General features: G+C 66.9%; 20 protein-coding genes and 1 tRNA gene. 7 read left to right on the top strand and 14 right to left on the bottom strand.

Annotated elements, in window-relative coordinates; translation table 11 throughout:
* Positions 1–110: 110 nt before the first annotated feature.
* From QH168_RS10545 to aceE, 5 genes are all read right to left on the bottom strand, one after another.
* Positions 111–1,361 (bottom strand): KasA/KasB family beta-ketoacyl-ACP synthase, encoded by a 1,251-nt coding sequence (locus QH168_RS10545; RefSeq protein WP_163824947.1) that lies wholly within the window; start codon positions 1,359–1,361, stop codon positions 111–113.
* Between the two features lie 10 nt (positions 1,362–1,371).
* On the bottom strand, positions 1,372–1,674 hold the full coding sequence (gene acpM / locus QH168_RS10540; RefSeq protein ID WP_163824948.1) for a meromycolate extension acyl carrier protein AcpM: 303 nt from the start codon (positions 1,672–1,674) through the stop codon (positions 1,372–1,374).
* Between the two features lie 126 nt (positions 1,675–1,800).
* Positions 1,801–2,715 (bottom strand): ACP S-malonyltransferase, encoded by a 915-nt coding sequence (locus tag QH168_RS10535; protein ID WP_280234359.1) that lies wholly within the window; start codon positions 2,713–2,715, stop codon positions 1,801–1,803.
* A gap of 128 nt (positions 2,716–2,843) precedes the next feature.
* The gene (locus QH168_RS10530; RefSeq protein ID WP_280234358.1) at positions 2,844–4,178 is read right to left on the bottom strand and encodes a PucR family transcriptional regulator; all 1,335 of its coding nucleotides are present in this window, start codon (positions 4,176–4,178) and stop codon (positions 2,844–2,846) included.
* Between the two features lie 11 nt (positions 4,179–4,189).
* Complete coding sequence (gene aceE, locus QH168_RS10525) at positions 4,190–6,985, bottom strand: pyruvate dehydrogenase (acetyl-transferring), homodimeric type (RefSeq protein WP_280234530.1); 2,796 nt, start codon at positions 6,983–6,985, stop codon at positions 4,190–4,192.
* A 379-nt stretch (positions 6,986–7,364) separates the two neighbouring features.
* Here aceE and QH168_RS10520 point away from each other — a divergent pair, with 379 nt between their 5' ends.
* From QH168_RS10520 to QH168_RS10505, 4 genes are all read left to right on the top strand, one after another.
* Positions 7,365–7,922 carry a hypothetical protein gene (locus QH168_RS10520; protein ID WP_280234357.1) on the top strand — a complete coding sequence of 186 codons (558 nt, stop codon included), beginning with the start codon at positions 7,365–7,367 and terminating at the stop codon, positions 7,920–7,922.
* A 117-nt stretch (positions 7,923–8,039) separates the two neighbouring features.
* Entirely contained in the window at positions 8,040–8,462 is a 423-nt protein-coding gene (locus QH168_RS10515) for a DUF3052 domain-containing protein (RefSeq protein WP_280234354.1), read from the top strand.
* 79 nt (positions 8,463–8,541) lie between these two features.
* Positions 8,542–9,006, top strand: coding sequence for a peroxiredoxin (locus QH168_RS10510; RefSeq protein WP_280234353.1), 465 nt, complete (start codon positions 8,542–8,544; stop codon positions 9,004–9,006).
* A gap of 32 nt (positions 9,007–9,038) precedes the next feature.
* Positions 9,039–9,110: transfer RNA gene (locus QH168_RS10505), tRNA-Val, on the top strand.
* Positions 9,111–9,636: 526 nt separating this feature from the next.
* Here the strand turns inward: QH168_RS10505 and QH168_RS10500 are convergent.
* Positions 9,637–10,191 carry a TetR/AcrR family transcriptional regulator gene (locus QH168_RS10500; protein WP_280234352.1) on the bottom strand — a complete coding sequence of 185 codons (555 nt, stop codon included), beginning with the start codon at positions 10,189–10,191 and terminating at the stop codon, positions 9,637–9,639.
* A 29-nt stretch (positions 10,192–10,220) separates the two neighbouring features.
* A complete protein-coding gene (locus QH168_RS10495) occupies positions 10,221–10,562 on the bottom strand; it encodes a hypothetical protein (protein ID WP_280234351.1) in 342 nt (113 codons plus the stop codon).
* On the opposite strand from QH168_RS10495, the gene QH168_RS27690 reads away from it, so the two are divergent.
* Complete coding sequence (locus tag QH168_RS27690) at positions 10,445–11,113, top strand: zinc-binding dehydrogenase (RefSeq protein WP_432421072.1); 669 nt, start codon at positions 10,445–10,447, stop codon at positions 11,111–11,113. The genes QH168_RS10495 and QH168_RS27690 overlap by 118 nt on opposite strands.
* A 41-nt stretch (positions 11,114–11,154) precedes the next feature.
* Here QH168_RS27690 and QH168_RS10490 read toward each other — a convergent pair whose 3' ends face one another.
* The 6 genes from QH168_RS10490 to QH168_RS10465 form a co-directional block, all read right to left on the bottom strand.
* Complete coding sequence (locus tag QH168_RS10490; RefSeq protein ID WP_280234349.1) at positions 11,155–12,165, bottom strand: hypothetical protein; 1,011 nt, start codon at positions 12,163–12,165, stop codon at positions 11,155–11,157.
* Positions 12,166–12,284: 119 nt separating this feature from the next.
* The gene (locus QH168_RS10485) at positions 12,285–13,250 is read right to left on the bottom strand and encodes a hypothetical protein (protein ID WP_280234348.1); all 966 of its coding nucleotides are present in this window, start codon (positions 13,248–13,250) and stop codon (positions 12,285–12,287) included.
* Positions 13,251–13,361: 111 nt separating this feature from the next.
* Positions 13,362–14,666: a thioester reductase domain-containing protein gene (locus QH168_RS10480; protein ID WP_280234347.1), complete on the bottom strand. Its 1,305-nt coding sequence runs from the start codon at positions 14,664–14,666 to the stop codon at positions 13,362–13,364.
* 92 nt (positions 14,667–14,758) lie between these two features.
* The gene (locus tag QH168_RS10475; protein ID WP_280234346.1) at positions 14,759–15,952 is read right to left on the bottom strand and encodes a glycosyltransferase 87 family protein; all 1,194 of its coding nucleotides are present in this window, start codon (positions 15,950–15,952) and stop codon (positions 14,759–14,761) included.
* A gap of 228 nt (positions 15,953–16,180) precedes the next feature.
* Positions 16,181–16,714, bottom strand: coding sequence for a DUF3145 domain-containing protein (locus QH168_RS10470; protein ID WP_280234345.1), 534 nt, complete (start codon positions 16,712–16,714; stop codon positions 16,181–16,183).
* Positions 16,715–16,809: 95 nt separating this feature from the next.
* A complete protein-coding gene (locus QH168_RS10465) occupies positions 16,810–17,643 on the bottom strand; it encodes a serine hydrolase domain-containing protein (RefSeq protein WP_280234343.1) in 834 nt (277 codons plus the stop codon).
* Positions 17,644–17,686: 43 nt separating this feature from the next.
* Between QH168_RS10465 and QH168_RS10460 the strand changes: the two genes are divergently transcribed.
* Complete coding sequence (locus tag QH168_RS10460; protein WP_280234342.1) at positions 17,687–18,880, top strand: serine hydrolase domain-containing protein; 1,194 nt, start codon at positions 17,687–17,689, stop codon at positions 18,878–18,880.
* Positions 18,881–18,976: 96 nt separating this feature from the next.
* The gene (locus tag QH168_RS10455) at positions 18,977–19,351 is read left to right on the top strand and encodes an iron chaperone (RefSeq protein WP_280234341.1); all 375 of its coding nucleotides are present in this window, start codon (positions 18,977–18,979) and stop codon (positions 19,349–19,351) included.
* Positions 19,352–19,355: 4 nt separating this feature from the next.
* On the opposite strand, the gene QH168_RS10450 is transcribed toward QH168_RS10455, so the two are convergent.
* Complete coding sequence (locus QH168_RS10450) at positions 19,356–20,486, bottom strand: NDMA-dependent alcohol dehydrogenase (RefSeq protein WP_280234339.1); 1,131 nt, start codon at positions 20,484–20,486, stop codon at positions 19,356–19,358.
* Between the last annotated feature and the right edge of the window lie 31 nt (positions 20,487–20,517).

Here is a 20,517-nt window from a genome sequence, read left to right as displayed (position 1 = left end):
CTCAATGATGGGCGGCCGCGGTAGCAGCTACGGGTGTCGAGGGCCCGGCGGGGGTCGAGCCATTCAGTTGGCAAAACCCCCACCGGGTTCGTCGATCAGCCGGACCTGGGTCAGGCCCGACCGAAGGCGAGCGCGACATTGTGCCCACCGAAACCGAAGGAGTTGTTGATCGCGTACTCGATCTCCTGGCGGCGGGCTTCGCCCTTCACCACATCGAGGTCGATCTCCGGGTCCTGGTTTTCCAGGTTCAGCGTCGGCGGGACGATGCCGTCCCGGATGCTGAGCACGGTGAGCACCGACTCGAGGGCGCCCACGGCGCCGATCGAGTGACCCAGTGCTGACTTGGGCGCGTAGACCGAAGCGTGCTGGACGCCGGCCTTGTGAATCGCGTTCTTCTCCGCGGTGTCACCGATCGGGGTGGCAGTCGCGTGGGCATTGACATGGGTGATGTCCTTGGGCGACAGACCCGCGGTCTGCATCGCCCTCGTCATCGCGCGACCGGCGCCGGTGCCCTCGGGATCGGGGGCGACCAGGTGGAAGCCGTCGGAGGTGATACCCGCACCGAGCAGGCGAGCGTGGATGGTGGCTCCGCGCGCCTTGGCGTGCTCCTCGGTCTCGACGACCATGAGCGCACCGGCTTCACCGAAGACGAAGCCGTCTCGATCCTTGTCGAACGGACGCGAGGCGCCCTTCGGATCGTCGTTGCGGGTGCTCATCGCACGCATCATGGAGAACGCCGCGATCGGCACCGAGTCGATGTAGCCCTCGACGCCGCCGGTGACGACCATGTCGGCATCGCCCATGGCGATCATCCGCCACGCGTTGGCGATGGCCTCCGATCCCGACGAGCACGCCGAGACCGGAGTGACCACTCCCGCCCTGGCCTTCAGCTCGAGACCGACGACGGCCGACGGACCGTTCGGCATGACCATCTGAACAGCGAGCGGCGAGATCTTGCGATAGCCGCCGTTCTTCAGCTTGTCCACCGAATCGATGAGTGCGTCACCGCCACCGAGACCGGTGCCGATGGCCACACCCAGCCGGTCGGGATCGACCTCGGGGCTGCCCGCGTTGCGCCAGACCTCACGACCGAGCACGGTCGCGAGCCGCTCGACGTAGGCCATCCGCCGGATCTCGACCCGGCTCAGCAGGGTGTCCGGCGAAACCTTCAGGTGACCGCCGATGCGGACCGGAAGGTCGTATTCCTCGACGAAGGAATCCTCGAGAACGTCGATGCCGCTCTCGCCGTTGAGGAGTCCCTTCCACGTCGCATCGACGTCGCCCGCGATCGACGTGGTCGCCGCCAGGCTCGTAACGACGACGTTCGGGAAGTTCCCGTTCAAGGTGGAAGGAGTGGTCACGGTGTCGGCCCTACTCGGCGTTGTCGAACTTGGCCTTGAGCTCAGCGGCGGTTTCCGCGTTCTCCGCCTCGAGCTTCTGGATGTAGCCGACGGCGTCGCCGACGGTCTTCAGGCTGGCCAGATCCTCGTCCGGGATCTTGACGCCGTACTTGTCCTCGGTCTGCACAGCGATCTCGACCATGGACAGCGAGTCGATGTCCAGGTCATCGACGAAGGACTTCTCGATCGTCACTTCGGAGGGCTCGATACCGGTCACCTCTTCGATGATCTTGCCGAGTTCCTCGACGATTTGTTCCTGGGTCAGAGCGGCCACTTTGGTGGCTCCCTTCTTGTTACTGTGTAGGGCTTTACTGTTTTTCTTCGGATCGAACGGGCGGATAGTTACGCCTGCTCGGTCACGACCGGGCCTCATCTTCGAAGCACGATCGCGGATGGAAAGCTAGCCGGAGCCGGTGAGCTCGGCCAAGGTGGGGAGGTCAGCGGGGGTCTTCAGGGCAAGCGTCGGCGTCCCCTTCAGTTCCCGCTTGGCAATTCCGACGAGGGTGCCCGCCGGTGGCAATTCCACCACCGCCGAAACGCCGGTCTCCCGGATCGTCTCGGTGCACAGATCCCACCGGACCGGCCGGGTGACCTGCGCGGCGAGCTTATCGACCGCGTCCCGACCCGATTCGACCGGCTTGCCGTCGAAGTTCGACAGCAGGGTTCTGGTCGGCTCGTTCGGCACGATCTTGGCCACAGCTGCGGTGACCGCGTCCTGGGCCGGAGCCATGAATGCGGTGTGGAACGCGCCCGCGACGGGCAACGCGCGAACCCTGGCCTTTTCCGGCGGGTTCGCGGCGAGCTCGGCGAGAGCGGCCAGGCTGCCCGCGGCCACGATCTGGCCCACCGCGTTGCGGTTGGCCGGGACGAGGTCGAGTTCCGCGAGCCGTTCGAGCACGGCGGCTTCGTCGCCACCGAGCACGGCGGACATTCCGGTCGGTTCGAGCGCGCACGCCTTGGCCATTTCCGCACCGCGGATGGCGGCCAGGGTGACCGCGTCGTCGGCGGAGATGACTCCGGCGACGGCGGCGGCGGCGAGTTCGCCGACCGAGTGTCCGGCGACGATGGTATCCGCCGGAAGTGAATCGGTGTCGATTTCGGCGAAAGCGAGCAGCGCCGCGGCCACCACCAGCGGCTGGGTGACCGCGGTGTCGGTGATTTCTTCGGCCGTCGCGGTGGTACCGAGACGAACCAGGTCCAGACCGGAGGCCTTCGACCACAACGCGAGACGGTCATGCGCGCCGGGGAGGTCGAGCCAAGGCGCGAGCATGCCGGGTGTCTGGGAGCCCTGTCCAGGGGCGAGCAACGCGATCACATCTCTAAGAGAACACTGTGAGGCGGCACTCAGGAGATGTCGACGCGAATGAAGCTTGCCGACCCGTTTTGTGTGAACTCCACAAAACGCCATGTGGCTCGTCAGGATCGACAGAGCCTTTGTCGGCGTTACAACCCATCTCCGTCGGTCGAGACGTAAGTGGCCTCAGATGCTGGTGTTGACGATTCGTTACGAGTTCGTGTCAAACGACCTACTGTGGCGGCAATACGGAGCACGTACGCATCCCGCGGATTGAGCGGATCACGCCCGGTGACCTCACCGATTCGTTTGAGTCGGTAGCGAACGGTATTTGGATGGACGTACAGCTGGCGGGCACAAGTCTCGACGGCTCCACCACAGTCGAGATAGGCGTCGAGAGTGTCCGCGAGCGACGATCCCGCCGCGGCCAACGGTAGAACAAGGTACTCGTTCAACGCCTCGACCGCAGCTCGGTCACCCAGCAGGGCTCGTTCGGGCAGCAGTTCGGCCGCGTGCACCGGCCGCGGGGCGCCCCGCCAGCCGATCACCGCCTCCATACCGGCCAGCGCCTCCAGCGCGCTGGCGTGCGCGGCGCCGAGGGTGCGCGTGGTCGGGCCGATCACCACCGGGCCATCGGAGAAGACCTCGGCCAGCAGATCGGTCACGAACGACGACATCTGGGTGGTGTCGTCGAGATGTCCGCTGACCACCATCACCAACCGCGAACCCTGTACGACGGCAAGAGCCGCGCGGCCGTGCCTGGCAGCGATGGTGTGCACCGCACCGACCACCGAGACACCCTGATCGCTCGGCGGGGTGCCGACGAGCACGGTGGCGGGCGCGGTGGCGTCCCAGTTCAGCGTCGCGGCCCGCGACAGCATGTCCGGGCCGGTATCGCCGCGCACCACGGCGTCGACGACCAGTGCCTCCAGCCTGGTGTCCCAGGCGCCGCGCGATTCGGCGGCGCTCGCGTACACCGAGGCGGCCGCGAAACCGAGCTCACGCCCGTATCGCAGTACCGCCTCGGTGAGCGCGACCAGCTGCCGGTCGTTGCGCGCCAGCGCGGGCAGCCACTGTTCGAAGAACTCCATGGCCACCCGGACCATGTCCACGGTCTGGCGCAGCGTCAGCCGCCGCGCCAGATCCTGCGGGATCACCTGGAACGCGTCCAGGCTGAACCGGATATCGCTGTCGGGGTCCTGCAACCACTCCAGGAAATTCACCACCGCGGTCTGCACCAGCATCTGGACGCCGGCCCGCTGCGCGGCGTCCAGATCGGCGAAGAACGGCAACCGATCCTGCATCGAGCCCACCGCTTCGGTGGACAGTCGCCCCGAGAACTGCTTCACACGTTTGAGCAGCGTGTCCGGCAGCGGGTCGCGGGTCTGCCGGTTCGGCGAGAGCGCGCCGGTCGGCAGATACACCTCGTGCTCGGAGGAGCCGTCGGAGATCCGTCGGGGCCGCGGCGGTTTTCGATCCACCATCTAATGGTGCGCTATTCGGTTTCTCCGTCCGCGCCCGCCACCGGCTTCGGCGCGGCGTCGACGTCATCGATGCGGTAGTGCTCGGCGGCCTCGGTGAGGACCGACGGGTCGAGTCTGCCCGCCCGGACCAGTCCCTCGAGGGCCGCGACCGCGATCGATTCGGCGTCGACATTGAACACCCGGCGGGCAGCCGGACGCGTATCGGAGAAGCCGAAGCCATCGGTGCCGAGCGTGATGAACTCACCCGGCACCCATTTACGCACCTGATCGGGCACCGCACGCATCCAGTCGGTCGCGGCGACGTAGGGGCCCTCGACCCGCGAGAGCGCCTCGGTGACATACGGGACGGCCGCCTCGGTACCGGGAGCACGCAGCGCCGCGATCTCCTTGGCGAGCGCCTCCTTACGCAACTCACCCCACGACGTCACCGACCACACATCGGCCTGCACACCCCATTCGGCGAGCAGTTCCTGCGCGCGCACACCGTCGGGCACGGTGACACCGGAGACCAGGATCTGGGCCCGCACATCACCGGCGGCGCCGGGCTTGTACAGGTAAATGCCCTTCAACAGACCCGCGACATCCAGGTTCTCCGGCTCGGCGGGCTGCTGGTACGGCTCGTTGTACAGAGTGATGTAGTAGAAGACGTTCTCGCCGCCGAACACATCGTCGGCGCCGCGGTTGCCCGGTTCGGTGCCCGGCACCGCGTACGGGACGGCGTCCGGTGCCCCGCCGCCGTACATCCGGCGCAGACCGTCACGCACGATATGGGCGATCTCGAAAGCGAACGCCGGATCGTAGGTGACCACGGCCGGGTTCGTCGAAGCCAGCAGCAGGGAATGCCCGTCGTTGTGCTGCAAACCCTCACCGGTCAGGGTGGTGCGGCCAGCGGTGGCGCCGAGGACGAAACCGCGCGCCAGCTGATCGGCGGCGGCCCACAGACCGTCACCGGTGCGCTGGAACCCGAACATCGAATAGAAGATGTAGAGCGGGATCATCGGCTCGCCGTGCGTGGAGTACGAGGTACCCGCCGCGGTGAACGACGCGGTGGACCCCGCCTCGTTGATGCCCTCGTGCAGGATCTGCCCGACGGTGCTCTCCTTGTAGGCGAGCATCAGCTCGGCATCGACCGAGGTGTAGAGCTGGCCGTTGCGGTTGTAGATCTTCAGCGACGGGAACCACGAGTCCATACCGAAGGTGCGGGCCTCGTCGGGAATGATCGGCACGATCCGCTTGCCGATCTCCTTATCGCGCAGCAGCTCCTTCATCAGACGCACCAGCGCCATCGTGGTGGCCACGTTCTGCTTGCCCGAACCCTTGCGCACCGACCGGTAGACCTCGTCGCCCGGCAGCGTCAACGGCTTGGCCGTGGTCCGCCGCTCCGGCAGGAAGCCACCCAGCGCCTTGCGCCGATCCAGCATGTACTGGATCTCGCGGGTCTGCGCACCGGGGTGGTAGTACGGCGGCAGGTACGGGTCCTTCTCCAGCTCGGCATCGCTGATCGGGATCCGTTGCAGGTCGCGGAAGTCTTTGAGGTCCTGCAAGGTCAGCTTCTTCATCTGATGGGTGGCGTTGCGGCCCTCGAAGTGCTTGCCGAGGGTGTAGCCCTTGATCGTCTTGGCGAGGATCACCGTCGGCTGACCCTTGTGCGCCATCGCCGCGGCGTAGGCGGCATAGACCTTGCGATAGTCGTGGCCGCCGCGCTTGAGGTTCCAGATGTCCTGGTCCGACAGATCGGCCACCAGGGCCTTGGTGCGCGGATCGCGGCCGAAGAAGTGATCGCGCACGTAGGCGCCGTCATTGGCCTTGTAGGTCTGGTAATCGCCGTCGGGTGTGCTGTTCATCAGGTTGACCAGCGCACCGTCGCGATCGGCGCCGAGCAGCGCGTCCCACTCCCGGCCCCAGATCACCTTGATGACGTTCCAGCCCGCGCCACGGAAGAACGACTCCAGCTCCTGGATGATCTTGCCGTTACCGCGCACCGGGCCGTCGAGCCGTTGCAGGTTGCAGTTGATGACGAAGGTCAGATTGTCCAGACCCTCGTTCGCCGCCACCTGGATCAGACCGCGCGATTCCGGCTCGTCCATCTCGCCGTCGCCGAGGAACGCCCACACATGCTGCTGTGAGGTGTCCTTGATACCGCGGTCGTGCAAGTAGTGATTGAAACGCGCCTGGTAGATGGCGTTCATCGGGCCCAGGCCCATCGACACCGTCGGGAACTCCCAGAAGTTGTCGAGCAGCCGCGGATGCGGATACGACGGCAGGCCCTTACCCGGACCGCCGTGGCTGTACTCCTGCCGGAAGCCGTCCATCTGGTCGGCCGACAGACGGCCCTCCAGGAAGGCGCGGGCGTAGATGCCGGGCGAGGCGTGACCCTGGATGAAGATCGAATCGCCGCCGCCGGGATGGTCCTTCCCGCGGAAGAAGTGGTTGAAGCCCACCTCGTACAGCGCCGCCGAGGACGCATAGGTCGAGATATGGCCGCCGACACCGATGCCGGGGCGCTGCGCGCGATGCACCATGATGGCCGCGTTCCAGCGGATCCAGGCGCGGAAGCGGCGCTCCACCTCTTCGTCGCCGGGGAACCACGGCTCGTTCTCGGTGGGGATGGTGTTGACGTAGTCGGTGGAGGTCAGCGCGGGAATCGAGACCCGGCGCTCACCGGCGCGCTCGAGCAGCCGCAGCATCAGGTACCGCGCGCGGCCCGGGCCCTCCCGGTCGAGCATGTCGTCGAAGGACTCCAGCCATTCGCTGGTCTCCTCCGGATCGATATCGGGCAGGTAGGAGGCCACCCCTTCGCGGATCACCCGGACCCGTTCGCCGGACTGGCGGCCGGCGGACGATCCGTTCGCGTCGCGGGCGGCAGGCGGCGTGGAATCGGGTACAGCGGGTTGCGCTGGAGCGGAAGAGTGGATCAGGTCGGTCAAATCTGCTCCTCGTACATGGGGCGGACAAGCTGATGGCGTCTGTTTCCCCGGGCGGCCACGCTGGTGGGCGGACCACCCGTTTACGAAAGTCCGGGCGCACCCTCCATCCTTGCCGAGGATGCGTCCCAGGTCATCATGTCAGCCACAAATCCAGTACGGTTTCTCTGCGACGGGTTACTCGGCAGTTTCCGGTGTGGACCGGTGTTCGGGGGTTGCCCGATGACCGCCACAGACGAGAGAGACGGGAGCGGGGAGGACGATGAAACTGCTGGACCCACGCGGGGTCGGGCTGGTGTGCGCGGCCACGGCATTGATCGCGGGAGCGACCATTGCGGGCTGCTCGAACAGCGTGGACGGTACGGCCGCGCCCAATGCCGTCGACCTGTCGGCCTATCAGACCTTCGCGTCGTCGTCCTCGGCCGCGGCGACTTCGTCCCGCAAGGCGGCGGCGCAGGCCAAGGCCATATCCGACAACTGCGATCAGTTCCCCATCATCACCGGTGTCGGGGTCAGCAAATACAACGAGTTCGTCGACGCGCACGATTCCAACGCCCCCGACTACGACGCCAAACGCGATACCGCGGCCACCACGCTCGAGGACGCGGCGAATCAGGTCGAGACGGGCGTCAATGCCGCCAAAGATGATCTGCCCGAAGATCTGAAGGCCAAACTCACCGAATACGTCAATGCCGCGCGTGGGTTGGCACAGGCGGCAAGGGGTATGCATTACACCGCGCCGGTCGGCCCGCTCAACGACGCGAGTCGCCGGGTCAACGACGCCCGTAATGCGGTCCGCGACGCCTGCCCGGCACGCTGAATCGAGTCGAGTGCACGCGACATCCGATGGCCAATTCATCGGATCGGCTTGCGTTGCGGCCGATAACCATGTTCGCTTGCAACTACCTGTAGTCGGCATATTGAGGAGGACACCACCGTGGTCGCCGCGGCGGACGCGCAGAATTTCGCTCAGAAGCTTGGCATCATCCACGGCTTGGTCGTCCAGGAGCTGGGCTGGGACGAGGACACCAACGACGACCTTCGGGCCGACGTCGAGGAAACCATCGGAACGGAACTGCTGGACGAGGATTCCGACGAGGTCATCGACGTCGTGCTGCTGTGGTGGCGCGATGGTGACGGCGACCTGGTCGACGAGCTGATGGAGGCGATCGGCCCGCTCGCCGACGAAGGTTTCATCTGGGTGCTCACACCCAAGACGGGCCAGCCCGGACATGTCGATCCCAGTGAGATCGCCGAGGCAGCGCCCACCGCGGGCCTGACCCAGACCTCGGCGATCAGCCTCGGTGAATGGGCGGGCAGCCGCCTGGTGCAGCCGAAGGCACCCTCCAAACAGCGCTGATCACCGCGCTTCACCTATGGTTGCGGCCGGGCGCGCCGACGCGTGTCCCGGCCGGGCCCGACATGATGGAGGATCAGCGATGCCACTCGAGGTAGGCACCCTCGCGCCGGACTTCACGCTGAAGGATCAGAACAATCAGGAAGTCAGCCTGTCGGACTTCCGCGGCAAGAAGAATGTGCTCGTGGTGTTCTTCCCGCTGGCGTTCACCGGCATCTGCCAGGGCGAGCTGTGCAAGGTGCGCGACGAACTGCCCAAGTTCCAGAACGACGACGCCGAGATCATCGCGATCTCGGTCGGCCCGCCGCCCACCCACAAGATCTGGGCCGCCGAACAGGGCTACACCTTCCCCCTGCTCTCCGACTTCTGGCCACACGGCGCCATCGCCCAGACCTACGGCGTCTTCAACGAGAAATCCGGCTACCCCAACCGCGGCACCTTCGTCGTCGACAAGGACGGATTCATCCGTTTCGCCGAAATGAACGCCCCCGGAGAGCCCCGTGACCAGGCGGCTTGGGAGAAAGCGCTCGCCGCGCTAGATTCATAACCCGCTCCCCCGTTTCCCGACGGGACGAGCACGGGCGTATAGCTCAGCGGTAGAGCTCTGGTTTTACACACCAGCGGTCGGGGGTTCGATCCCCTCTGCGCCCACTTTCGATGCCAGTTCGGTCAGCAGCCCGTGAACCCACTCTCACCCACGAGGACACCATTGCGGCGGCGTGACTGGCCTCCTCACCGGCCTGGCGGAACTGCTGATGGACATCGTGCGCTGAGCATGAACCCGATCACCTCTGATCAGCCAACGCGAGGGTCGGCGCGCACAAGGTCATAGACATAGGATCGTTCGCCCTTGCGACTCACCCACGCGCCCTCGGGAGGGATCTCGCCTTGCCCTGGCTCATCGAACGGACGGCTCGATACCAGACCGGTCGCATCGCACACGACCCAACCGAAGTCAGGCAGCCGGCGACACCAGATATCGAGGTCGACCCGCCTATACGAGGGGAAACCATGCGCGTCCCCGTCGCGAACGAACTCGTAGGTCAACCCGTCCACGCGCCGCACGAACCTCACACCCGACATGGGACCATCCTCACCGAGGACCCTGACCTGATCAACCAGGCCCCGCCCCAGCTCGAGAAGAAGCTCGCTCCGCTCCGTCGTCGAATCTCGATACTCAGATCGCTTGTCGCACATCAGCGGTCAAGGTGAGCGCACCAGGAACCGCTGCGAACGCTCGGCGCAGTTCGGCGCTCAGGTCGGCAGCATCGAGCGGGTCCGGCGACACCGTCCACGAGTCCATGGCGCAGTGAAACGCCGACACCAGGATGTCGACGGCCAGGCGTGGTCGTGGGTCGTCGGCCAGGTCGAGCTGCCGGTGCAGCGCGGCGACCGCGGCTCTGCTGGTCTGGTCGCAGAACTGGAAATTGTGCGCGGCCATCGATGGGGTTCGTTGGGATAGCCGATAGCTGAAGGCTGCTCGGCGGGGCCAGTCTCCGGTGGCCGTCCGGTCCACTGCCGACAGCAGCGCGCCCTGGAGCGCACGCAGCACCGTGTCTCCTGCTGGTCGATGCTCCAGCTCGTCCAGGAATGTCCGCCACATGTCCTGGAGCGGGGCCATCGCGACGTCCTCTTTGCCCGCGAAGTTGCGGAAGAAGGTGCGTTTGGAGACGTCAACGGCATCGCAGAGTTCGTCGAGGGTCACGTGGTCGAAGCCGCGCTCGGTGCGCACTCATCGTCGACCGTTCCGCCCCAGCCGGATTACGCCTCGGCCAGGCGCCCGATCCCGAACCTGCGCCGAACCAGGCGCTGGTGCGCGTCACGGCGACATCGTTGAACAGCGGCGAGATCATCCACGGTGTCGCCGCCGCTGACGACGGAGCCGTACTCGGTGGGGATGCGACGGGTGTCGTCGAGCGGTCCGCCGCCGATGGCACCGGACCCGCCGTGGGCACCGCCGTCGTCACCCTGGGCGCCGCGGGCGCGTGGGCCGAATTGCGTGCCGTCGACACCGGTCTGCTCGGCACCGTGCCCGATGGTGCGGATCTCGCCGCCATCAGCACGGTCCCCGTCGCAGGAGCCTCCGCATTGCGGACGCTGCACCGCCTCGGCCCATTGCTCGGCACGAAGGTCCTCATCACCGGCGCCACCAGGGGTGTCGGACGATATGCGGTGCAGTTGGCACGCCTCGGGGCGCCGAGGTCATCGCGACCACCGCGAACCCCGCCGCACACGGCGAGGGTCTGCGCGCCCTCGGCGCGCACCACGTTATCGCCAGGCCCGCCGATGCGAGCAGCAGAGTCGATGGCGTCATCGATCTGGTCGGCGGTCGTCAACTCGTCGAAGCCTTCGAAACCCTCACCGAGAGCGGCACTCTCGTCTCCGTCGGGCATGCGGCAGGAGAGGACGAGCACCTTCCCTTCGGAACACTCTTCGGCGACGACCGCAGGCACGATCGGACGATCGCCACCTTCTTCCTGCTCGGTTGCCGGGGCCTCGGGCCCGACCTGACCTGGCTGTCAGATCGTGTCGCCACCGGGATTCTCGATCCACAGATCACCTGGCGCGGCGACTGGGCGCAGGCGGCCGACGCGGTCACGGCGCTGCTCGAACGCCGACTGCATGGCAAAGCGGTGCTGGAGATGTCGACGTAGCAGCCGCGAGTGCGGTACGAACGCCGGCGGTAGGCGACTCGCTAGACCTCCCCGGCAATCCGGGCGCAGGCTTCTCGTTCGAAGGGTAGGCCTGCTTTGCGGAATGCCAACAGCGAGTTGCCGCTTCGGTAGTTCCAGATCCGCGGGTTGTCGACCAGGGCTGTCAGGATTCGGCGTTGCGTTGCCGATGGCTCGAGGTGATCGTCGTAGGGAGTGGCGAAGGCGGCCAGCAGCAGTGCGCCCCAGGTGTGGTCGAAGCCGGTCCAGTCGGCGTGCCGGATGATCGTTTGCGCTGGTGCGGCGATGCGCTCGAAGTCGGCGACTCGGGCGAGGGCCGCGGCGATGAGTTCGCTGAGCCGGTAGAGCGCTGGGTCGGTGACGCCGTGGTCGGCCGCGTGGGCGAGCGCAGTGACGATGATGTCGGTGGCCGTGGGGTTGTCCGCCAGGCGGGGTGCGAGGGCGGCGCAGACCCGGACGTCCGGATCGGGGTCGGTGAGGTACTGCTCGGTGTCGACGCCGAGTTCGCCGAGCCGCCGCACCCAGTAGGCGCGCTCGTCCGACGGATCATCGGCCCATACGCGCAGGCGGGCGGCGAGGACGGGGCGCTGCCCGGCGAGTTCCGATGTCGCGACGTGTGCTGCCGCCGCGTGAACAGCCAATTTCCGCACGAACCGGTCGGCGTGGTCGAGGAAACCGACCACCACGGGGTAGGTCTCCTGGACCGCCCGCTGTAGCGGCGCGAGGAGATCCTCGAAATACGGGTCCTCGGCTGCCGTACTGGTCGCGTCGGCCACTCCACCGAGGAACTCGATGAGCCCGTCGCGAACCTCCGGGGCGACTCCTCCCCCGGCGAGCAGCCGGACGACGACGTGGGCGGCGGGGGCGGTCGCCGACTCGGGGAATCCTTGATGAAGTACGGCCACGTCCAGATGGTCGAGTGCAGCGTGCCGCGCGTCTGGATTCGCCGACGTCAGCGCCGCCAGATGTGCGGCAGTGTCGGTCGCGGGACCGTAGGCATGGCTGAGCGATCCCCAGTCGATCTCGTCGAGCATCCGCATATGCTTGCATCGCATGCTGCGGCAGGCCGCACCCACCCGGCTATCGGCGAAGGCCGCTGACCGCGATCGGCGAAGCCGTCCCACTCGGCGCGGGAAGCCGCGCGGCGCTCCGTTCACAGTGGTGAACGCGTAACCTCCGCCACCCAATCGGCATTGGGTTCGATCGCATACGGTTTGGGCGATCCGCGATCGGTCCAGCTCGGTTCGAGGAAGGTCTCGGCGGCCCAGCAGGTGCGCCGATAGAACCAGCAGTGGTCGGCGCTGGTCTCGACATCAGATTTGCGGACGATGATCCAGCCGCTGCCATCCTCGCGCAGGCATTGGCTGCGGCCGTCGTCCGGGCACTCCTGTGGATCGAACCCGGCCGCCTTGTTCAGGACCTCGGGCTTACCGTTGTCCTCGTTCTCACCGGCGAGAACGCGCAGGCGGTTCACCGGGAGAACAGACGGCATATCGCCGCCGTAGCCGGTGGCCCACACCGCGCGTACTCGCGAGTCGTGGTTGGGAGCCAGGTGGGCAACGGCACCGCCCTGGCTGTGTCCCCAGGCGGCGATACCGAGATCGCAGTCGACGGTGTCGAGCGCGCAGGCGGCCTGGAGCAGGCTGCGCGGTTCCTGCGGTGCGAACAGGCAGCGGGTCTGGTTTCCGTGATCGCTGGCCAGGGCGAGCACGGTGTTGTCGTAGTCGACCATGAGCGCGACGAAGCCGCGCCTGGCCATCGCCTCGGTCACCGCGTTCGCCGCGGGTATGTTGCCGAGACGGTCGGCCTCGGGATCCTTGCCGATATTGGTGCCGACGAAGTACAGGAACAACGGATGACGCCGACCATCGGCCGAGGCCGGTTCGAACCCGCGCGTCTGATAGTCGCGGCGGCAATCGGCACTGTTGTCCACGGTCCCGGCGTAGACGGGCGGCGCCGCGATCGGCGCAACCGCGTCCCGGTTCTGCGCCGAGGACACTCCCACCGGACCGGAGCACCCCAGAAGCAGCACGACCAGCCCCAACAGGACCACCCGCCACCACGACCATCCGCGTGTTCGATCCCGCGAATCGCCGTCCGATATCAGTTCGATCGCCACGCCGCCGAGCCTAGTGCTGCCGCCCAAAGAGTTTCGGTCCCACGCCGAGGGGTCGGGTCGCCGAGCACACTTCACCCAGCCGGTCCCCGAATCCACCCTCTTGTGAGGACCTCACCCCAGCGGTTTCGGCCTCGGCAGGAATCCGGTGTCGATGAAATAGTCGATATGGCGGTCGATGAGGTCGATGGTCATCGGCGGGCACACGATTCCCGACCCGGACAGTGCGTTTCGAGTGTTCGTATCGTCCCAGGACTGCCGGTATCCCGCGAAGGTCGCTCGCTCGCCGAGGATCAGCGCCTTCGCGAGGTCGCCGTCGGTGCCCGCGCCGACCGCGAGCCGAGCGGCCAATTCGGTCGCAGAGGCGACGGCCACGTCGAAGCCCTTGCGACGCAGCCGCTCCCATACCGTGTCGAGCGGCACGGAGGTGCGGTTGACCAGATGGTGCACGGCGGTCGCGGCGCCGGAGGTCATCATGTGCACGATCGCCGCGGACACGTAATCGGCGGGGACCAAGCTCAATTCGGTACCGCGGGCGGGAAGAGAACCGCCGAGCAGCACCGCCGCCCGAATCAACAGCCAGACAGCGTCGTCGGAGCTGGTGGCGCCGGTTCGTGAACTGCCGCAGATCCGGTCGGGACGGTGGATCACCGTCGGCAGACCACGGTCGGCGGCCTGCGCCATCAACTCCTCACCGACCCATTTGCTCAGCACATAGCCGTTACCCGCGAGCACATCGAGACCCGGACGCGTTTCGTGCACGGTGAGCCGTGGTCCGGCCACCGTCGCCGAGCCTACCGAGGTGGTGGAGACGAAATGCACGGGTTTGTCCGGCCCGGTGCAGGCGAAGCGCAGGATCGATGCGGTACCGATGACGTTGGCGACCCGCAGCCGTGCATAGGGCTCGGCGTGATTGACCCGCGCACCGTTGTGCACGATGACGTCGACCTCGGCGCAGTGCGTTCGATACTCGGGGGCCGTGAGTCCGAATTCGGGCTCGGTCAGATCACCCGCGACGGCCACCACCCGCGCCGCGATATCCGGACGCCACAGCCGGTACCTGCGCAAGGCATCCATGATCCGGGTGTGCGCCGCGCGCGCGTCGGCGGCCCGGACCAGACAGCGGATCTGCGCGTTCGTATCGGTCGCCAGTTGCCGGACCAGATGGGCGCCGAGAAACCCGGCCGCACCGGTGACGAAGACCGCGCGCGGATCGGGAACGCTCGTCGGGATCCGCGTATCAGGCGCGATCGTCGCATCGAGTTCGGCGTCGGCGCCGATCTCGGTTTCCGGGCGGCGGCGCGCATCCGTGCGCACGACCTTGTTCGGCCCCGCCAGTTCGGTGATCGACCGCGGATGTCCGCCGAACCCGTATCGGCCCGTTATCGCTGACGCCGACCAGCCGGGCTGTGGGTGCACACGATGAGCGTAGCCAGATTTCGGCTGGTATCCGCGTCCGCACTTCTGGGGCCGGTACCTTTCGGGTCCCCGCGCCCCGGCGGCGCGAGCGCTCACCGCAGTGTGGGACTCCGCTCGGCCACCACCTCGTCGAGTTCGGTGGCCGGTTCCGGTTCGGGATGTTGTTGCGCCCGCCGGGCCAGCGCGATCCACCCGAGCATCAGCAACGCCATCCACACATAGGCATTGCCGACGAGGTGCTGACCGATCGACCAGCTCAGTTCCCGGTCCTCGCCCTGCGGGACGTGCTCGTGCGGCGCGACGTAGAACACCCACGCGATGGCGATCGCGGCCAGATAGCAGCCGATGGCGGCGGCGCGCGGCAGTCTGCCCGCATAGGCGACCATGACCAGCAGGCCCGGTGCCACCCACACCCAGTGGTGCGACCACGAGATGGGCGAGACCAGCAAGGCGAGCAGTGCATTGGCGAACAGCGCCAGCGGTGCCACGTCGGCGACCTTGCGCATGATCGCGAAGACCAGTACCAGCGCCACCGCGGCCAACACCAGCCACAGCGCGGTGAAGGCGATACCGGAGATGCCGAAGCGAGCGAGCACGCCCTGGATCGACTGATTGGTATGGAAGACCGAACCGGACAGTCCGGACATGTTTCCGCCGCCGAACCAGTAGTCGAACGATTCGCGCGGCAGTACCGCGAAGGCCAACGCGGTGACCGTGGCACCGGTGGCGGCGGCGGTGATGGCGGCGCGGTAGTCGCGGCGCACCAGGAAGTACAGCACGAACGCGGCGGGCGTGAGTTTGATGGCCGCGGCGATACCCACCAGCACACCGCGCGGCCATTTCGTCTTCTCGGTGAGGCAGTCGGCCGCGACCAGACCCATCAGGATCAGGTTCACCTGGCCGAAGTCCAACGTCGAGACCGTCGGCTCGAGCAGCAGGCTCAGCGGCAGGGCGGTGGCCGCCGCCCACCACCCGAGGCCACGCTGTTGCGGCCACATGCGCCGGGCCACCAGGAGCAGGGTCAGTGCGAGCGCGGCGACCGAGACCGTGAAGTAGCTGACCACCGCCACGCTCCACGGCAGCAGCGCGAACGGCGACAACGCCAACGCCGCGAATGGTGGATAGATGAACGGCAGCCCGATCCCGAACGAGGTCTCGGGCAGATCGCCGTACATGTCACCGCCGTCGCGGAGGGTCTCGATCCCGATCCGGTAGACCTCGAGGTCGATGAAACCGCGGGAGATGTGATCGGTGAGCCAAAAGGCGACCACGATGGACAGCAGCACCGGAATACACCATGGTGCTACCCGGGACCAACGTGTGGGCAACGTGAGCGGACTATGTGTCATAAAGAGTGTGTGTTGTCTTGCCTGGACTCGGCTGGGCGTCGATCCCGGTCGATCCGGCTTCCTGGCGTGCTCGGATTCCGACCACCTCCCCGCTGCTCGACGACCCCGGCAACCATACACAAGCCCGGCCGGTCGAGGGGAACGAGGTCCGTGCGGCGGCTCGGCTCACCCCACGTCGCGGCGCAACCAGGTGACTTCGGCGCCTTCGCTGCCGCAGCGGAAGACCTCGAGGTCCTCGTCCCAGGCGGTGCCGAGCGCGCGGTCGAGTTCGGCGGCGAGGTCGTAGCCGGAATACTTGTCGAGTTCACGTGCGGTTTGCAGCATCACCCGCAGCCGCATCTCGCCGAGGGTGACATCACCGTTGGCGCTGGTGGATCCGTGCCAGAGCCCGAGGGTGGGGACGAAGCTGTAGCGCTCGCCGTCCACCCCCTCGCTCGGGTCCTCGGTGACCTCGAATCTCAGTACCGGCCAGGATCTGAGGGATTGGGCGATGCGCGCGGCGGTGCCGACGGGGCCGATCCAATCGCTGGTTGCCCGCAGTTGGCCGGAGGCGGCCGGTTGGGCGGTCCAGCGAAGCTTGGCGGGGGCCCCGAGAGCAGAGCCGAGTGCCCACTCGATGTGCGGGCACAGCGCGGCTGGCGACGAGTGAATGTAGACCACACCCGCCGTCGCATCCGCGAACTGACTCGATGCGCGCACCACTGACACCTCCAGCTTCGACGAGGAACGTCTTCCCCAACGGCCCGTCGAACTGGCGTTGCCCGAGTGTACTCGAGTGTCCGGTGTTACACCTGTTACTCAGCAGACGAGTTACTTCGGCGTGTCGCCTCAGCGATCACCGCATCGCTGAACGGCGGCCACACCGACCGTGCCCAATCTCCGAAATTCTCGTCGCTCAAGGCGAGACACGCCAAGCCGACTTCCGGGTCGACCCACAGAAATGTGCCGGATTGGCCGAAATGTCCGTAGGTTCGCGGCGAGTTCGCCGAGCCGGTCCAATGCGGGGATTTCCCATTGCGGATCTCGAATCCGAGTCCCCAATCGTTGGGCCGCTGCGATCCGAACCCAGGCAGCACACCATTGCGGCCCGGGAACTGGACGGTCGTGGCCTCGGCGTGGGTCTCGGCCGAGATCAGCTGCGGATTCAACAGTTCCGTGGCGAAGCGCAGCAGATCGTCTGCGCTGGAACGACAGGCGTGACCGGCGGAGCCGTCCAGCACCGATGACGTCATGCCGAGCGGCGTGAAGACGGCATCGCGCAGATAGTCCTCGAAGGCGATACCGGTCTGTTCGGCGACGAAGCTCGCGAGCACCTCGAAACCCGAACTCGAATAGATACGCCGTGCGCCCGGCTCGGCCATCACATCGGTGGTGTCGAAGGCCAGCCCCGAGGTGTGGGCCAGCAGATGCCGCACCGTCGAGCCCGGCGGGCCCGCAGGCTGATCGAGTTCGATCGCGCCCTCCTCGACCGCGACCAGCACCGCGTACGCGGCCAATGGTTTGGTCACCGAGGCCAATCGGAACACTCGGTCGGTATCGCCCGCGACGGCGGTGTCGCCGCCACTGGACACCACGGCCGCCGCCGCGTGCCGAACCGGCCAATCGCTGATCTGCTCGAGGGAACGCACACAGCCGAGCCTACGAGAACATGGCCGATACCATCGAGTAACCATGAGTGAGCACCCCACGATCCACGGCGAGGTCGAGGCCGGTTTCGGCCCCGTCGCCGACGCATTCCGGCGCAATTTCACCCAGCACGGCGAAATCGGCGCCGCCGTCGCGATCTACGCGGGCGACCGCCCGGTGGTGGACCTGGGGGCCGGATACCGCGATCGGGCCCGCGTCCAGCCCTGGGAGCGCGACACCATCGTGCCGGTGTTCTCCTCGACGAAGGGTATGGCGGCTTTCGCACTGGCGACGGCGGCTTCCCGTGGCCTGCTCGATTACGAGCAGCCGGTGGCGAAGTACTGGCCGGAATTCGCGGCGGGCGGCAAGGACGCGATCACCGTCCGCCAGTTGATCGACCATCAGGCGGGCCTGTCCGGGCTCGACCGCCCGGTAAAAGCCGCCCAGGTCGCCGATCTCGACGGACTGGCCGAGATCCTGGCCGCGCAGAAACCCGCGTGGCGGCCGGGCACCCGGCACGGCTATCACGCGCTGACCCTCGGCCTGTACCAGGGCGAGCTGCTGCGCCGGGTTGATCCGCAAGCCCGCACGATCGGACAGTTCTTCGCCGACGAACTGGCGACGCCGCTCGGCCTCGATTTCTTCATCGGCCTACCCGCCGACCAGAGCCTGGACCGCGTCGCCGTCCTTTCCGCGACCAAGGGCCTCGACATCCTGCGCTACGAACGCGATATCCCGCTGCGGATCGGCGCCGAGGTCTACACCAAACGCGGCCTGTCCTATGCGGCCCTGACCAATCCGCGCTTCGGCGCGCCCGCGCGCGCCGCCCGACGGGAGTTCCTCGACCTGGGCGTTGCCAGTCACGGCGGCGTCGGTTCCGCCCGCGCACTTGCGGCCATCTACGGCGCGGCAGCGGGCCGCACCGGTGCGCTTCCGGTCCAGGATGCGGTATTGGACCGGCTCGCCCTCGCCGACACCGCCGACGATGTCCCCGCCGATGACCTCGTGTTGCACACCAAGAGCCGCTACCACCTCGGTTTCCGCAAATCGCGGGGCGCGTTCCGCTTCGGATCCGATAAGCGCGCCTACGGCACCACCGGGCTCGGCGGCTCCTTCGGATTCGCCGATCCCAGCACCGGATTCGGCTTCGGCTACGTCATGAATCGTCTCGGCATGGCCGTTCTCGATGACGTCCGCAGCCGCAATCTTCGCCAAGCCCTGCTGCGCTGCACCGGCTGACCCGGCCTCACGAATCGCGGATCGCCACCCGACTCGGCCATCCGTGCGGCGGCGCGCGCTACATGCTGGGCATAGACTCGGCCGAGGACGATTCACGTGCGCAACCGCCAAGAATCGAGGTTCGCTCATGACCGCGAAACCGACCACGGTCGACGCCATATCGCCGGATTCCCCGACGACGTCCGCCCGGTCCTGAACGGGCTGCGTGCCACGATCCGCGCGGCGCTGCCGGGCGCGGAGGAGTCCATCCGCTACGACATCCCGACCTACCGGCTCCACGATCACAATGTCGTGCACTTCGCCGGCTGGAAGCAGCACATCAGCCTGTACCCGGTCCCCGAGGGCGACGCCGAGCTGGCGCGCACCCTCGCGCGGTATCAGACCGGCAAGGGCACGCTGAAATTCCCGCTCGGCGAGCCGATCCCGGAGGAGTTGATCACCCGGATCGTCAGGCTGCTCGCCGAGCGGTAGCGGGTCAGCGGTCGGCGTCGGTGTACTTGATGATGCCGCGGATGTTCTTGCCGTCGAGCATGTCCTGGTAGCCCTGGTTGATCTCTTCCAAGGAGTAGCTGCGGGTGACCATATCGTCCAGGTTGAGCTGGCCGCTCTTGTACAGCGAGAGCAGCCGCGGCGCGTCCTGGCGGGCGTTGCCGCCACCGAAGATGCAGCCCTTCACCGTCTTCTGGAGCATGGACAGCAGGAAGCTGTTCATCTTCACCTCACCGGCGTCCATCCGGCCCATCGAGGTGACGACAAGGGTGCCCGCCTTGCTGGTGAGGATCAGGCCCTCTTCGATGTAGTCGCCGTGCATTTCGCCCATGGTGAGGATGACCTTCTCGGCCATCCGGCCTTCGGTGGCATCCATCAGCGGCATGATCGCCTCGGCCATGCTGGCGTAGGTGTGGGTGGCGCCGAATTTCTGCGCCTGTTCCCGCTTCCACGGGTTGGGGTCGATGGCAACCACTTTGGAGGCGCCGGAGAGCACCGCGCCCTGGAGCGCGCTCATGCCGACGCCGCCGATGCCCGCGATGACCACGGTCTCGCCCGGCATCACATTGGCGACGTGGGTGGAGGATCCGAAACCGGTCGGCACACCGCAGCCGACCAGGCAGGCGACCTCGAAGGGAATCGACGGATCGATCTTCACCACCGAGGTGTGGTGCACCGTCATGTACGGGGAGAAGGTGCCGAGCAGGCACATCGGGATGACGTTCTCGCCCCTGGCCTGGATGCGGTAGGTGCCGTCGCTGATGGCCTGGCCGAGCAGCAGGCCCGCGCCGAGGTCGCACAGCGCCATATTGCCCGAGACACAGGCCGGACAGCGACCACAGGCCGGGATGAACGACAGGATGACGTGGTCGCCGACCTGTAGATCGCTCGGCACATTCGGGCCCAGTTCGGTGATCACACCCGCGCCTTCGTGCCCGCCCATGACGGGGAAGCTCGGCATCGGCGTCGCACCGGTGACGATGTGGTGATCCGAATGGCACATGCCCGCGGTTTCCATGCGGATCTGCACCTCACCGGCGACCGGGTCACCGATCTCGATTTCTTCCACCGACCACGGCTCGTCGATCCCCCACAGGATCGCGCCCTTCGTCTTCATTCCTGTAGACCTCTCGCGTGCTTCAATGTGA

The organism is Nocardia cyriacigeorgica (assembly GCF_029868385.1).
GTDB classification, from domain to species: domain Bacteria; phylum Actinomycetota; class Actinomycetes; order Mycobacteriales; family Mycobacteriaceae; genus Nocardia; species Nocardia cyriacigeorgica_F.
Note: the sequence above shows the minus strand (reverse complement) of the source record. Positions and strands in the feature narration are given on the sequence as shown.